Here is a 15107-nt window from a genome sequence, read left to right as displayed (position 1 = left end):
CGCCAGGACCCGTTTGGTTGCTTCCTACAACGACTTATCCACAGCGCCTCCGCCCACGTTCTCGCACCGCACGCGGCGGCTTCCTAGCCTGTGGGCTATGGCGGCACCCAAAATCAGCGAACGACTCCGCGAATTTACCCAACCCACCGGCGAGGAAGAACTCCTCCACGTCGATTACCCGCGCCCGCGCGTGCGCATCAGCCGCTGGCAGGCCTGCGCGGTAGCCATCATTGTGGTGGTGGGCGTCATTATCTGGCTGGGCCTTAGTACCCGCAATTCGGATGAGTCCGGCATGCCCGAACCCGCGGCGATGGGCAGTACCACCGCCGAGCCTAGCGCGGAGGCGAGCGAAATCGTCGTATCCGTCGTCGGCGAAGTTGCAGCGCCCGGCCTGAAGACCCTCGAGCCTGGTGCCCGCGTCGCCGATGCCCTCGCGGCCGCCACGCCCTTGCCGGAGGCGGAGACCATGACGCTCAACCAAGCGCAGCGGCTTGCCGATGGCCAGCAGCTCCGCATCCTGCCCCAAGGTGCTCCGCCCGACCCCGCGCTTGCCGATGCCCCCACCGCCGCACCCGCCGGCGGCGATAAAGTCAGCCTCAATTCCGCGACCGCCGCCGAACTCATGGATCTCAACGGGGTAGGGGAGGTCACCGCGGAAGCCATCGTCTCCTTCCGCGAAGAGCGCGGGGGTTTTAAGGACGTCGAGGAACTCCTCGAGGTCAGTGGGATTGGCCCTGCCAAGTTTGCCAAGCTCAAAGATAACGTGCAGCTGTAGACGTAAGAGGCCACGCCGAGATGAAAGAACTCCGTCTGCTTCCCGGCGCCCTGACCGCGTGGGTGGCGGTCATCGCGGTGCTGGTTTTCGGGCAGGGGTGGGCCGTGGCGTGCATCGGCAGTGTCGTAGGGATATGCCTGCTCGCCCGGCACTGGGGCCAAGCCATTTTTTGCGGCGTACTCGCCAGCGCCGCCGCCTTCGTAGCCGCCGTGCGGCAGGCGCGAGCGGCCGCCTTCGAGTTCGGCCGCGAGATCACCGGCCGGGTGGTCACCGCGCCGACCCAAACGAGCACCGGCGGCTGGCTCATCCGGCTCGATGTCCCGGGCTATCCCGCGCAGCTTCCGGTCTTTAGCCCCGAACCACTGAGCGCACCCGCCGGAACGCAGGTCACGGTAGCGGTACAGCTTTCCGAGTCCGACCAACCCGGAGTCGGGACCGTGATAGCAAACGCCTCCCACCTGAGCATCTCTGCGCCACCTTCGGGCCTGGCCGGCTGGGCCGCACGGGTGGCCGATAACTTCCGCGCGGTCGTACTAGAGACAGTAGGCCCGAGCAGCCAGGGGCTTATCCCAGGCATGGTGCTTGGCGATACCTCCCTGCAAAGCCCCGCGGACCGCGAACTCTACATCGATACCGGGCTATCGCACCTCAGCGCTGTATCCGGTGCCAATGTGGCCATCGTCTGTTCCTTTGCCGCCATCGTCTGCGCCGCGTGCGCCGCCGGTCCACGCACCAGAGTGGCGGTGTCCTTGGCCGCGCTAGCCATCTATGTCGTCTTGGTGGGCCTTGAACCGTCGGTGCAGCGCGCGGCCGTCGCCGGGGTAGTAGGCCTGCTCGCGGTGCTGCACTCGTCCACTATGGAACCCATCCACGCGCTCAGCCTCGGCATCCTCACCCTGCTTTTCGTGGATTCGGACCTCGCGGTGCACTTTGGTTTTGCATTATCGTGTGCGGCGACCTTCGGCATCGTCATGCTGAGCCCGCTTATCTATTCGCAGCTCGCGGTCACCGGCTGGCCCGCCATCTTCCTGCGCGCTGTCGCCGTGGCGATTGCCGCCGATATCCTCACCCTGCCGCTTATCGCCCTCATGTCCGGCGAGGTATCCGTCGTCTCGGTCCTCGCCAATGTCTTGGTAGCACCCGCCACCGCCCCCATTACTGTGGTGGGGTTGCTCGCGGCCATCGCCGCGCAGCTAGGCCCCTTAAGCATCGTCGCCGCGGGATTATTGAAACTCATCGAACCCGCAGCGTGGTGGATCAATACCATCGCCCACGGCGTGGCTAGCTTGCCCGTGGTCACCATCACCGCCCACCCGCTGTTTACGCTCCTTGCGTACGGATGGGTCATCGCCGGGCTGCTGTATCACCGGCCATGGCTGACCTTGGCAGGGGTTATCGCGGGCATCGTTTGTCTGGGTGCGTTTGCCGCCTAGCGCTAAAATGATGGGCATGCCTCCCGTACACCTCATTCTCGGCGACGATGAATTCCTCACCGAACGCGCCCGCCACACCATCCACAAGGCAGCGGCCGAAGGCGAGGCCACTCGCCCCGAATTGATGACGCTCAAGGCCTCCGAGGTTTCCGAGGGCGAAATCCTGGAGGCCACCAGCCCGTCGCTGTTTGGCGATAACCGCGTCATCGTCATCACGGACTGCGAACGCGCCGGGAAAGAGGTAGTCGATATCATCCTGCGCGCCTGCGTTAATCCCGCGCCGGGCATGACCATGGTGGTGGTTTATTCCGTGGCCGCGAAGACACTGAAGAAAAAGAAGAAGGCGCCCGAGCTGGTGGCGAAGCTGCGCAAGATTGCGGAGGTGCACGAAGTCTTTTCGCTCTACCCCAATGAGCTGGGCCAGTGGGCCACCCGCGAGTTCGCCTCCCACGGCGTTCGCCCCACCCCGGATGTCGTGCACGCGGTACTCGACGGCGTCGGCTCCGACCTCCGCGAGCTTGCCTCCGCCATCTCCCAGCTCGTGGCCGATACTGGTGGAAACGTGACGCAGGAAGCGGTGCGTAATTATTACGTCGGCGTGGCCGAGGTAGCCAATTGGGACATTGCCGATGCCGCCGTCGCCGGCCGCGTTGAGGCCGCCGTCTCTACCTGCCGGCGCGCCCTCCAACTCGGCGCCAGCCCCGTGGCCATCGCCGCGGCCTTGGCCAATAAGGTGGGTGCCATCGCGCGCCTGTATTCCGCCCGCGGGGACCAGTACACACTTGCCAGCCAAACCGGGCTTGCCCCGTACGTTGTAAAAATGACCCAACCGGTAGCCAGGCGCTGGACTGCCGATGACATCACCGCCGCCGTCATCCTCGTCTCTGAACTGGATGCCGCCGTTAAAGGCCAAGGTGGCGAGCCCGAATTCGCCGTTGAGGCGGCCGTAAAACGAATCGCGGAATTGGCACGTTAAGCTAGAGTCCATGTCTGAGGAACAAGTGCAAGAATTCGCCGGCCGGCTCTTTGACATGGCGCGGGAAGGAAACCCGGATCTCCTGAACTATATTGACCAGGGCGTCAATATCAATCTGGTCAACCAAGAAGGCCAGTCTTTTCTCATGCTTGCCGCCTACCACGGCCACGCGGAACTCGTCACCGCGCTAGCGAAGGCCGGCGCCGACGTGAACTTGCTCAATGATCGCGGCCAGTCACCCCTGGCAGGTGCGATCTTCAAAAAAGAAGACGCGGTTGTCGATGCCCTCCTAAACGCCGGCGCCTCCGCTACCGCCGGCCAACCAACCGCCATCGATTCGGCCCGCATGTTTGGCCGCGAGGATCTGCTCGGCCGCCTGGAAGGCGAGTCCGCGCAGTGAGCTGGACTTCATTTTTCACCATCCTCCTGATGAACCTGGTGGGTGTGGCCTCGCCAGGCCCGGATATCATCCTGGTCACCCGCTACGCCACCAAGTCGCGCCGCCATGCCATCGCCGCGGCCGCGGGCATTCAAATCGGCGTGTTGTTCTGGTGCGGCGCCACGGTCTTTGGTGCGGCCGCCCTCCTGACCGCTTTCCCCGGAATCTTAGGCGCGGTCCAGGCAATCGGCGGCAGTTTCCTCGTTTTCATGGGATGGCGGGCGCTGCGCAGCGGCCTCGAACAGCGCACCAACCCGCCCGTTGATCTGGAGGACGCCGAGGCCAAGCTGGGCCGGCTGCGCCATTCCTTCAAGATGGGGCTGGCAACGAACCTGTCCAACCCGAAGATCGTATTGTTCCTCGCCGCCATGATCGCCCCGCAGCTGCCGGCATCCCCGCCGTTGTGGCTGGCCATCGCCTTAACCCTGGCGCTGGCGCTATCGGCCTTCGCCTTCTTCCTCGTGGTGGCCACGGTGATTTCCACGAATGCGGTGCGCCGCAAGCTCATCGCCGCGGGCCCGTGGATCGATATCGGATCGGGCCTGTTCTTCATCATCGCCGGCCTCGCGCTCGTGGTCGCTGGTGTACAGCAGCTCGTGGCTTAAAGCCCGGGCAGGGTTTCAGGTTCGCCCTCTGCCACCACATCCAGCGCCCACTGGATCCACCGCGCCACCGTCGAGGCCCGCCGCCTCGCCGTGCCAGCGCCCAAGCCGAGTCCTTCTATCGCCGCCGCTATCTCGTGCGCCTCGGCCACCTTCCCACGCCGCAGGCTCACCTCTAGCGCCTGCCGGAATACCTGCCGCGCCGCCAACGCGCGCAGCAGGGCAGCGTTGCGCCCATCGCGCCGCGGCTGTGCGATGGCCTTTTCGCCGCGAGGGGTGAGCTGATAGTGACCATCGGCAAGCGCCAGCAGCCCGAGGTAGCAGGCCGCATTGGCGTAATAGTCCGCCTGGCGCAGATGGAAATCGTACTGCTCGGCGATGTCCTCCTTGCTCATCGGCTGCTGCGCGATGAGCTCCACCAGGTTGACCACGCGCTCGAAGCTATTGGCCTGTGGGAAGGGAATCCCCGCCGGCTCCGGCTCGGCCTCGACGGAGCCAATGATGCCCAGCGCATCCTCCACGTTGAGGTGCGAAGCGCTCAGGGCGTAGCGAGCGTGGTCTACCAGCGCGATGCTGCGAAAATCCGCGGGATCGCTGAAGTCGTACCGATACAGGTGGAAAATCCCATTCGAGTAGACCAAAAAGACCGGCACCACGGCCTTGGATAGCCATTGCTGGAAACGCCGGTACGGAAAATACAATTGCCGGATATTGAAGTCTTCGGAGATGTGATTTTTCGCCTCCACCAGCACCAAATGCTCGAGGGATTCGAAGCCGCCGTCGATTTCCATCTGCGCGCGGTCGACCTTGACTTTCAGCCCAAGATCCGGCACCGGAATGGTCATCTCCAGCGACGACATGCGCCCAGCGACGGTGGCCTGCAATGGTTCGCATCCCAAGAAGTGCTCAAGCATGCCGCTTGCCGATGCCACATTCAACGCCATCGATTCCGAGTTCACGCTTTCGATATCGAGGGTGTCAAGGCCCGCGGGCATGTCCAGCGTGCGCACGGAACCCGCCCCGGCGTGGGTGGGCTCCGGGAACTGTTCATACAGGTCCAATGGCCCGACAAAGTATTCGCTGCGGCTAACCGGGAGAATCCCAAGCCCCAATTCCTTGAAAATCCACGGCCGAGAGGTGGAAAAGTCGTGTTTGGCCATCAGCCGCGGCTCCCGGCCGGAGAGCTCCTTTAGCTCTTTGGCCGTGAGGTAGAAGTATCCTTTTTCTTCTAGCTGCTCGCCACACCCCGAGGCCACGATGCGCAGCCAGCCCCAATCATCGAGGCCAAGCTTTTCGCCCTCTGGGACACCGAACAGCGTGCGAAGCTCCCGCTGTTCTTGGGCGCTCGGTACTTTACTCATGGCCCACCTCCCAGTTACGCACGAGCACTTCATCTACCTTGCCGCGGCGCGATCCCACGGAGTTGATGGCGCGGGTGGCCGCAACGGTGTCGATGGAAAAATCCGCGTAGAGGTCGCGGATGAACTCCGTGGCGGAATTAGAGAGGAGGAACTTCACCCCGCGGGCATCGAGGTCATCGCACACCGCCTTCAATCGCTCTTGTTCCGCGCGGTCAAAACCGCCCTTTTGATAACCGGTAAAGGAACTGGTGACGTTGACCGGGTCATAGGGCGGATCGAAATAGACAAAGTCTCCCTCACCAGCACCTGCCACCGCCGCAGCGAAATCGCCCTGCGTGAAGGTAACGTCATTGTCCCGAAAATACCGGTGGACCCCGCGCAGCGTATCCGCATCACAGATAGTGGGGTTTTTATAGCGTCCAAAAGGCGCATTGAATTGCCCCGCGGAATTTACCCGGTACAGGCCGTTATAGCAGGTCTTATTCAGATACAGCGTCCGCGCGGCGCGCTCGGTGGCAGAAAGCGCCGCGAATCGTTCCGCATCCCGGTCCACCGCGCGCAGCTGGTAGAAAAAGTCCGCGTCGTTCGGATACGTCGATACCAAGCCGATGAGCTCGTCGACACCTTCGCGCACTACCTCATATAAATTAATCAGCTCCGAGTTGAGGTCATTGACCCGCGCTGAGGCCGGGGTGAGCGAAAATAAAACCGCTCCGCCGCCGATGAAGGGTTCATAATAACGCCGCGGCGTCCCAGCGGGCAGGGCGGCGTGAATATGCGGCAAGAGCTGGCGTTTTCCGCCGGCCCATTTCACCAGAGGCTTGACGTTGTTCATTGGTGACTTATCTTAGCCGCCCCCGCAGACACGAACACCATCACCCTTTCGAACGTATAAGCCCATAAACTGGTTGCTACAGCGTAAAATGTCCCGGCGATCAAGCGCCTGCTTCAGTAGCTGTCTTAGCGTTTGAGTAGGCGCCTGCTTTGCCGTCGTGGGCTGGGAACGTCGTATTGACATGCTGTAACTTCGGTGATTTAAGACGGTTAGGCAAGCCTACCAAGGGTCGGTTTTTCGTGGTGGGCAGAAAGACTATAAGGTGAAGAAAAATACCATATTTATGGGGTTGAATAGTTGGGTTTCCACGGGTTGAATATCGTGAGGAAGAGGGGAGAGAGTATGCCGCGCATTTCAGAAATCCGCGTCGCAGCACTGCGGCTCGTCATTGACCACGGATATGACGGGTTCACCATGGAAGAGCTTGCACAAGACGTAGGGATATCGCGGCGCACCCTTTTTAACTACGTCAAGGATAAGGAATCGGCGGTTCTGGGCCCAGAGGTTTCGGAAAAGTTCGACCAGCAATTGCAGAACTTCGCCGCAGGCCTGCCCACGGGTAGCCTGCGGGAGGATTCTGCCATCATGGCGAATGCGGAATTTGATCACGCCGTGGGTAACGATCATTTCCCGGAGATTTCCCAATTAACCGCCCAGGCGCTTTCCCAAGACGGGAAGTTATTGTCCATGTATTGGCGCCGAAACGAACGCGTCATGATGCACATCCGCCGGGCATTGCAAGCGCGCGAAGGGTGGAAGGCCTCGGATCTGAGGCTCATTCCGACGGTCAATATCATCCACACGCAGTTTCAAACCGCCATCCAGACTTTCGTCGAAACCCATGGCCGTACATCTTTGTCGGTGGCCTATGCGGATGCAGGCAAGATCTTCGAGGCCTACTTCGATGATGACCTAGCCTAGGTCCACCTCGGCGCAATAAAAATCCCCCGAACAAGCCGCTGCACACAGGCAGCGCTTTGCTCGGGGGAGACAAGAAGGCTAGTTACTAGTCCATCTTGTTGAAGGCGGTGGCCAAACCGGACTTCTTGTTGGCAGCAGCGTTGCGGTGGAAGACGCCCTTGGAAACGGACTTATCCAGCGCACGGGAAGCGACGCGCAGCTGCTTTTCAGCTGCAGCCTTGTCACCAGTCTCTACGGCTGCGTGGAACTTGCGGATCTCGGTGCGAACCGCGGAACGTACGCTCTTGTTGCGCTGACGAGACTTCTCGTTGGTCAGAACGCGCTTCTGCTTGGACTTGATATTAGCCATGAAAATACCTCTTGATAATCGAAGATGATTGATTCAGAAACAAACCCGCCGGACGTGTCCCGTGATCCCCACTAAGCGTGGAGAAGCGCTCGGCGTTGGTATTCGAAGAGCGAACCCAAGGTCCTGCCCGCCCCGACCAACGCGCCCGGAAAGTAAGTAACTTGCACATAGTAGCAGCGCAACCGCGCATCAGCCAAGTCTGCCGCCGCCACGCCGCTGAGCTACGCCCAGTGATAGCGCGAGCGCAAGCGGTTCGCAATCCGTTCGAACCTGCGTTCTGGAAAAAGGATGCCCTGGCGGCGCACCTGCTCCTCGGAAACCTCCAATAAACGGTCCAAGCGCACCCAACAATTGCGCCCGGAGGCGTCCCATTCGCCGCTGCCGATTTCGAGCCAGGCATCGTCAAGCGCATGCTCCGGGTTGGCGGAAATGAGCAGGCCCGTCACGGTGGTGCGGGTGCGCCCGATCACCAAGATGGCGCGCTCGCGGGGAGGCGACTGCTTGCCTTCCGATGGCGTCCACACCCATACCACCTCGCCGGAATCGGCCTGGCCATCCATATCGGGGGAGAAGAAGATGGAGCGGGGGTGCGCCGCGGTGGCCTCGACCTGGATGGAGGCGGCCTTGCGCGGCTCGTGGTTGTGGGTGGACCTATCCAGCCCTAACTGGGAGTTGATGCGGTTGAGGCCGGAGTCCACGGGCTCGCGCTCGCTGATTCCGAGCGCCTCGCGCAGACGGGTGAGCATGCCGGAATTCATGTCGACTATTGTAGACGTATGTCTGAAAACTTTGCGGCCACGACGTTTACGGATCCCTCCCGGATCCGTAATTTCTGCATTATTGCTCACATCGACCACGGAAAGTCGACGCTGGCAGACCGCATCCTGCAGCTATCTAAGGTGGTTGCGGAGCGCGATATGCGTGACCAGTTCCTCGATAACATGGATATCGAGCGCGAACGCGGCATTACTATTAAGGCGCAGAACGTGCGCCTGCCGTGGGTGCCGCAATCTGGGGCATCGGCAGGCGAGCAGATCGTCATGCAGATGATCGACACGCCCGGCCACGTGGACTTTACGTACGAAGTCTCCCGTGCGCTCGAGGCGTGTGAAGGCGCCATTCTGCTTGTCGATGCCGCCCAGGGCATCGAAGCCCAAACCCTCGCCAACCTGTACCTGGCGATGGAAAATGACCTGGAAATCATCCCAGTGCTCAATAAGATCGACCTGCCTGCGGCGGATCCGGAAAAGTACGCGCTGGAAATCGCCAATATCATCGGCTGCGAGCCCGAGGAAGTGCTGAAGGTATCGGGCAAGACCGGCGAGGGCGTGGTCGAGCTGCTCGATAAGGTCTGCGAGTTGGTGCCGCCGCCCTCCTCGGAGCACACTCCCGATGCCCCCGCGCGCGCGATGATTTTTGACTCCGTCTATGACACCTACCGCGGCGTGGTGACCTATATCCGCATGGTGGACGGCAAGCTCACCCCGCGCCAGAAGGTGACGATGATGTCCACCAACGCCAACCACGAGCTGCTGGAAATCGGCATCGTCTCGCCCACGATGCAAAAGTGTGAGGGATTGGGCCCTGGCGAGGTGGGCTACCTGATTACCGGCGTGAAGGACGTGCGCGAGACCAAGGTGGGCGATACCGTTACCTGGTCCCACGGCGGCGCCGAGACCCCGCTGAAGGGCTACAAGGACCCTGACCCGATGGTCTATTCCGGGCTTTTCCCCATCTCCCAGGCCGATTTCCCCGACCTGCGCGATGCGCTGGAAAAGCTGCAGCTTAACGATGCCTCCTTGACATTCGAACCCGAGACCTCCGTCGCCCTAGGCTTTGGCTTCCGCTGCGGTTTCTTGGGCCTGCTGCACATGGAAATCACCCGCGACCGCCTGGAGCGCGAGTTCGGACTCGACCTGATTTCTACCGCCCCGTCCGTGACCTACCGCGTGGTGGCAGAAGACGGCGAGGAAAGCTGGGTTCACAACCCTTCAGATTGGCCGGAAGGCAAGCTCAATGAGGTCTACGAGCCCATTGTTTCCATGACCGTCATCGTGCCCGAGCAGTTCGTCGGCCCGACGATGGAGCTATGCCAATCCAAGCGTGGCCAGATGGGCGGGATGGATTACCTGTCCGAAGACCGCGTGGAGCTGCGCTACACCATGCCCTTGGGCGAAATCATCTTTGATTTCTTCGACATGTTGAAATCCCGCACCAAGGGCTACGCCTCGCTCAACTATGAGGAGGCCGGTGAGCAGCAATCGGACCTCGTTAAGGTGGATATCCTCCTCAACGGCGACCCGGTGGATGCCTTCTCCGCCATCATCCACCGCGATTCCGCCCAGTGGTACGGCAATAAGATGACCAAGAAGCTCAAAGAGCTCATCCCGCGCCAGCAATTCGAGGTCCCCGTCCAGGCGGCTATTGGCACCAAGGTCATCGCCCGCGAAAACATCCGCGCCATGCGCAAGGACGTGCTGGCCAAGTGCTACGGCGGCGATATTTCGCGTAAGCGCAAGCTGCTGGAAAAGCAGAAGGCGGGTAAAAAGCGCATGAAGACCTTGGGCTCCGTGTCGGTGCCGCAGGAGGCCTTTGTGGCGGCACTGTCGACCGACGGGGACGACTAGGCACTGGAAAGCGCAGCGTAATAGTACCTTAACTTTCAGTTAACAATCTCCGCGGTGGCCGCCGCCTAAAAGCGAGGCTGAGCTGCACCTATAGGGCATTCCTGAGACTGGGAATGCCCATTTTGAGTGTTTGCGGTTTATGGTTTCGCGGCGTTTAATTTCGATTCGAAAGCGACCGATGACTCTTCGGCGAGCCACAGCCACTTTCTCCCTCTTTGTTTCACTCGTTTAACTTAAGGCGGAAAATAAGATGAAGCTTCGCTCTCGCGCTGTGGCAGTGTGCGCCGCAGCCGCTGCCACAACTTTCTTGGCCCCCGGTATCGCACAGGCCGAAACCAAGACCCCCATCGATCACGTCGTGGTCATTTACTCCGAAAACATTTCCTTCGACCACTACTTCGGCACCTACCCCCACGCCGCAAATAACGACGACGAGAAACTCCAGGGCAGCGAGAAGCCCGCCCCCAAATTCACCGCCAAGGACGACACCCCTCGGGCAGAAAACCTCGAAAATACTGACCTGCTGGGGGAGAAGAACCCCAACTCCATCAAGCCCTTCCGCATCGCTCCCGAACACGCCGTGACCACGGACCAGAACCACCATTACGCCGATGAGCAGGAAGCCTACAACGGCGGCAAGATGGACAAGTTCCCGGAGACGGTGTCCACGGACATCGATAAGTATGGCGAAGGCTCGTACGCCACCCCCGGCATGACCATGGGATACTACGACGGCAATACCGTGACCGGCATGTGGAACTACGCGCAGAACTTCGCGCTGAATGACAACAGCTTTTCCACCATCTTCGGCCCCTCCACCCCGGGAGCGCTGAACCTGATTTCCGGCACCGTCGCGGATGCCACCATGCACGACCCAGCCACGGGTGACCAGCAGAAAATCGAAGATGGCAAGAACCACGCCCTGGCCGGCGTATCCGAGGACGGCAGCACTGCCACCGTGGTGGGCGACCCGGACCCGCTTTTCGATGACTGCTCCAATAAGTCCTCCGCCGGTACCAACCAGGTCACCGCGATGCACTCCAAGAACATCGGTGACCAGCTCAACGATAAGGACGTCACCTGGGGCTGGTTCCAAGGCGGATTCCGCCCCACCGATGAGGCGACGAAGGACTCTCGCGCCCGCTGCGGTTCTTCGCACACCACGCTGACCGGTCAGAACCAGACGGATTACAACCCGCACCACGAGCCGTTCCAGTACTACGCCTCTACCGCCAACCCGCACCACCTGGCCCCGTCCAGCGATGACATGATTGGCAAGACCGACCAGGCAAACCACCAGTACGACCTCGCGGACTTCGATACCGCCATCGAGCAGGGCAACCTGCCCTCCGTGTCCTTCCTCAAGGCCGCCAACTACCAGGATGGCCACGCCGGCTACTCCAACCCACTGGATGAGCAGGCGTTTATCACCCACTACATCAACGAGCTGCAAAACTCCCCGGAGTGGGATTCCACCGCCGTCGTCATCGCTTACGACGATTCCGATGGCTGGTACGACCACAAGGCGCCGGAAATCCTCAATGGCTCCGCCGACCCGCACCAGGATAAGGAAATCTGCACCGCCGCTGCCGCAAAGGTAGGCATCAAGGGCGATAAGAACGGCCAGTGCGGACCCGGCACCCGCCAGCCGCTGCTGGTTGTATCCCCCTACGCCAAGACCAACCACATCGATTCCACCTATACCGAGCAGACCTCGGTAACCCAGTTCATCCAGGACAACTGGGGCCTCGGCCGCTTGGGCGGCGATTCCTTCGATGACCGCGCAGGTGCGCTCACCGGCATGTTCGACTTTGCGGCTGCAGATAAGGCTCCGAAGCTCTTCCTCAATGAAACCGATGGCACTGTCGCAGAAGATTATGACTCCGTAGAGCGCGTGGATGACACCTCACGCGCTGGCACCAATCTGAAGCCGGTTGTCGATGGCATGAATGACACCAAGGTCACCGAGCAGGGCGTTCCCGCCGTGACCACGCTGGATAAGGCCCAGCAGCCGGACACCAACCACGCCGCTTCCGGGTCCTCCAAGGCAGGCATCATCGGCATCCTCGCCGCACTGGGCATCGCCGCCGGCATCATCGGCTGGTTCATGAGCGGTCACCCCGGCCTAGATTTGAAGAACCTGCCGTTCTAAGTTATGAAGATTTCCCGTTTCGCCATTGCATTCGCGCTCGCCGTTGGGCTTTCCATCCCGCAAACGGCTGCCCAGGCGAGGCTCGGCGGGCACAGCGACGAGCAACCCATGCGCGAGCTCGCCGTGCGCGATGTGTATTCCTGCCTGGTGCCTGAGGACGTGCAGGGCGAGGCGAAATGGAAGATCAATAACACCACCGGGCTTGCCCTCACGGTCTATGTTTCAGATGACAAGGGTAATGCCTACCAGGTCCTCGAGCGTATCGGTACCCCCGCCATCCGCGAGTGGAACCCCCAGCTGGAGGATGGAACCTACCACCTGACCTGTGTATTTCACAACGATTCCGCGGTGGAGTCGGATGATTTCACGGTGGCGGGCTCTACCGTGGCTGATGCTCCCAAGATGGTTCCCATTACGGATCACGAGGTCGCCGCGGTGTCCATCAAGCAGGCAGAAAACCAGAAAAAGCGCGTGCCGGAGCTGCAAAAGCGTGCGCATGCGCTTGCCGATGCCACCTCCTCCTCCCGCTCCGCCGCCCGAGCCGCCTACCTCGACTACTTGGAGTATTACCGTTCCTTCGACGATTCCAGCGCGGAGTGGCCGGGCCCGGATTTGGAGGGCTACGAAGACATCGAGCGCATCCTGTGGTCCAACCGCCCGCCCAGCGATGCCACCCTGCCCGCCACCGCGCTTGCCGATGCCACCGACAAAACCGCCCACGCCCTCGATACCTCCCATTTCGCCATCCCCGCCCCGGATTATGGGCTGCGCGCGCATGAGGTGATGGAGGAGTTCGAGCGCTTTGACCTGCGCGGCGAGTGCGATTTCGGCGCCCATGCCCTTCCTTCCGCCCTGCGCGGGGTTATTACATCGACGCGGGTGACGTTGGATCCCGTGCGCTCTTTGGTCGAGGATCGCGGCTTAGACACCGAGCCCATCTACGACCAGCTCGCGGACTTGGACGCCCTTGCTGAGGAATTCGACGATAAATACGGTGGTGCGCCTAGCGTCGCTTTTGCGGACTGGCCGCAGGAGGACCGCTTGCGTTTGCAGGCGGGCGTCGCCAAGGCGAATGAGCTGCTCGCCCCGGTTGCCACCATGACCGTTATCCGGAGGATGAACTAGTGCCGTGCCCGTTTAACTTTTCCCGCCGCTCCTTTTTATCTGGCCTCGCCGCCTCCGCGGCCGTCGGCGCAGCCCCGGGAGCAGAAGCTGAGTCCCCCTCGCTTCCGTTGGAATCCACCGACTCCTTGGATCAGCCGGGCGCGCTGGATTTTCACGGCGAACACCAGCAAGGCATCATCAATCCCCCGCAGAAATACTCGGAAATAGTGGCGCTGGACGTGCAGGTGAAGACAAAAGCCCGTTTGGACAAGCTCCTGCGCACGCTAAGTGAAAGGGCGCGCATCTTAACCGCAGGTGGCACGCTCGCCCCCGACGGAATTGCCTATCCGGCGATGGATTCGGGCGAGTTGGGCCCAGAGCTGCCGGCCGATCACTTATCCATCACCCTCGCGGTGGGCGATTCGCTTTTCGATGACCGCTTCAGCCTTGCCGCCCACAAGCCCGCGCACTTGAGCGCGATGGAATCGTTTGCCGATGACACCCTGCAAGAAGAAATGTGCCACGGTGACTTAGCCTTGCAGATTTGCGCCGATGAACGCGATACCGTTCTCCACGCCCTGCGCGATATATTGCGACATACGCGCGGCGATGTGGCGGTGCGCTGGCGGCAAAATGGTTATATGAACTCGCCGCGGCCATCGGGTACGCAGCGCAATCACCTGGGGTTTAAGGATGGCATCGTCAATCCTGGCCCCGATGACTACGATTCGCTCGTGTGGGCCGGTTCGGATGAGCCTGCCTGGGCCACGGGCGGCAGCTATATGGCGGTGCGGCTTATTGCCATGTACACCGAGTTTTGGGATCGCATTTCCATTGCTGAGCAGGAGCAAATCTTCGGCCGCGACCGCGCAACGGGCGGCCCGTTATCGGGCGGCGACGAGCACGCCGAGCCGGATTACCTCGACGACGCCACCGGCGATGTCATTCCCACCGATGCCCACATCCGCCTGGCCAACCCCCGCACCCCAGAAACCGCTGACCAACTTATGTTGCGCCGCGCTTATAATTACGACAACGGCGTGCGCGATAACGGCACCCTCGACGTGGGGCTGGTCTTCATCTCCTTCCAGCAGGACCTGGAACGACAGTTCATTACGGTGCAAAAACGCCTCGAAGGCGAACCGCTGGCTGACTATATCCGCCCCTACGGCGGCGGCTACTTCTACGCGCTTCCCGGCATTGCCGATGAATCCGATTATTTCGGCCGCAGCCTCCTCGAAGCATAAAGCCTCCTACCCAGCTAACCACTGGTCGCTCGCGAACATCTACCACCGCGCCAAGGCCGTGACTTAGCCACCACCCAGCGTTGAGGACACACCACAGCGCACCGGCGGCACAAAGATGCTACGGCGGCCGGACCCCAGGGCGTCCTGTCTCTTGGCATACGGTTCCCATGGCGCGCGAGCCTTACGGCGCACGGGTCTCATGGCACACGGTTCCCACGGTGCACGGGTCTCACAGCATACGCTCCGCAGGGTAGAAGGCTTATGGCATGCCAAACCGGCAACCGCT

At 61.4% G+C, this 15107-nt stretch carries 14 protein-coding genes; 10 read left to right on the top strand and 4 right to left on the bottom strand.

What is annotated here, in order from left to right; translation table 11 throughout:
- The first annotated feature begins 97 nt into the window (after positions 1 to 97).
- From QP908_RS02895 to QP908_RS02875, 5 genes are read left to right on the top strand one after another with little or no spacing between them, the layout of a single operon-like run.
- Positions 98 to 775 (top strand): ComEA family DNA-binding protein, encoded by a 678-nt coding sequence (locus QP908_RS02895; protein ID WP_239268685.1) that lies wholly within the window; start codon positions 98 to 100, stop codon positions 773 to 775.
- Between the two features lie 20 nt (positions 776 to 795).
- Positions 796 to 2208: a ComEC/Rec2 family competence protein gene (locus QP908_RS02890; protein WP_284771600.1), complete on the top strand. Its 1413-nt coding sequence runs from the start codon at positions 796 to 798 to the stop codon at positions 2206 to 2208.
- A gap of 7 nt (positions 2209 to 2215) precedes the next feature.
- Positions 2216 to 3184, top strand: coding sequence for a DNA polymerase III subunit delta (gene holA, locus QP908_RS02885; RefSeq protein WP_239268681.1), 969 nt, complete (start codon positions 2216 to 2218; stop codon positions 3182 to 3184).
- Between the two features lie 10 nt (positions 3185 to 3194).
- The gene (locus QP908_RS02880) at positions 3195 to 3584 is read left to right on the top strand and encodes an ankyrin repeat domain-containing protein (RefSeq protein ID WP_034659054.1); all 390 of its coding nucleotides are present in this window, start codon (positions 3195 to 3197) and stop codon (positions 3582 to 3584) included.
- On the top strand, positions 3581 to 4228 hold the full coding sequence (locus QP908_RS02875) for a LysE family translocator (protein WP_239268680.1): 648 nt from the start codon (positions 3581 to 3583) through the stop codon (positions 4226 to 4228). The genes QP908_RS02880 and QP908_RS02875 overlap by 4 nt, the downstream gene beginning before the upstream one ends.
- On the opposite strand, the gene QP908_RS02870 is transcribed toward QP908_RS02875, so the two are convergent.
- Positions 4225 to 5586 carry a type II restriction enzyme gene (locus QP908_RS02870; protein WP_239268678.1) on the bottom strand — a complete coding sequence of 454 codons (1362 nt, stop codon included), beginning with the start codon at positions 5584 to 5586 and terminating at the stop codon, positions 4225 to 4227. The genes QP908_RS02875 and QP908_RS02870 overlap by 4 nt on opposite strands.
- Positions 5579 to 6421, bottom strand: coding sequence for a DNA adenine methylase (locus tag QP908_RS02865; RefSeq protein ID WP_284771599.1), 843 nt, complete (start codon positions 6419 to 6421; stop codon positions 5579 to 5581). The genes QP908_RS02870 and QP908_RS02865 overlap by 8 nt, the downstream gene beginning before the upstream one ends.
- Before the next feature lie 342 nt (positions 6422 to 6763).
- Here QP908_RS02865 and QP908_RS02860 point away from each other — a divergent pair, with 342 nt between their 5' ends.
- A complete protein-coding gene (locus tag QP908_RS02860) occupies positions 6764 to 7342 on the top strand; it encodes a TetR/AcrR family transcriptional regulator (RefSeq protein WP_239268674.1) in 579 nt (192 codons plus the stop codon).
- 85 nt (positions 7343 to 7427) lie between these two features.
- On the opposite strand, the gene rpsT is transcribed toward QP908_RS02860, so the two are convergent.
- Complete coding sequence (gene rpsT, locus QP908_RS02855; RefSeq protein ID WP_023023493.1) at positions 7428 to 7691, bottom strand: 30S ribosomal protein S20; 264 nt, start codon at positions 7689 to 7691, stop codon at positions 7428 to 7430.
- Positions 7692 to 7912: 221 nt separating this feature from the next.
- The gene (locus tag QP908_RS02850) at positions 7913 to 8449 is read right to left on the bottom strand and encodes a type II toxin-antitoxin system PemK/MazF family toxin (protein ID WP_239268672.1); all 537 of its coding nucleotides are present in this window, start codon (positions 8447 to 8449) and stop codon (positions 7913 to 7915) included.
- Positions 8450 to 8467: 18 nt separating this feature from the next.
- On the opposite strand from QP908_RS02850, the gene lepA reads away from it, so the two are divergent.
- The 4 genes from lepA (at position 8468) to efeB (ending at position 14821) form a co-directional block, all read left to right on the top strand.
- Positions 8468 to 10318 carry a translation elongation factor 4 gene (lepA, locus tag QP908_RS02845; RefSeq protein ID WP_239268670.1) on the top strand — a complete coding sequence of 617 codons (1851 nt, stop codon included), beginning with the start codon at positions 8468 to 8470 and terminating at the stop codon, positions 10316 to 10318.
- A gap of 250 nt (positions 10319 to 10568) precedes the next feature.
- Positions 10569 to 12470: a phospholipase C gene (locus QP908_RS02840; RefSeq protein WP_239268668.1), complete on the top strand. Its 1902-nt coding sequence runs from the start codon at positions 10569 to 10571 to the stop codon at positions 12468 to 12470.
- Positions 12471 to 12473: 3 nt separating this feature from the next.
- The gene (locus QP908_RS02835; protein WP_284771598.1) at positions 12474 to 13595 is read left to right on the top strand and encodes an EfeM/EfeO family lipoprotein; all 1122 of its coding nucleotides are present in this window, start codon (positions 12474 to 12476) and stop codon (positions 13593 to 13595) included.
- Complete coding sequence (gene efeB / locus QP908_RS02830) at positions 13595 to 14821, top strand: iron uptake transporter deferrochelatase/peroxidase subunit (protein WP_239268664.1); 1227 nt, start codon at positions 13595 to 13597, stop codon at positions 14819 to 14821. Before QP908_RS02835 ends, efeB begins: the two co-directional genes overlap by 1 nt.
- Positions 14822 to 15107: the final 286 nt, after the last annotated feature.

Origin of the sequence: Corynebacterium sp. MSK204 (genome assembly GCF_030229885.1) — a bacterium.
GTDB lineage: Bacteria > Actinomycetota > Actinomycetes > Mycobacteriales > Mycobacteriaceae > Corynebacterium.
The sequence above is the reverse complement of the archived record's forward strand: the minus strand, read 5'-3'. Positions and strand labels throughout refer to the sequence as shown.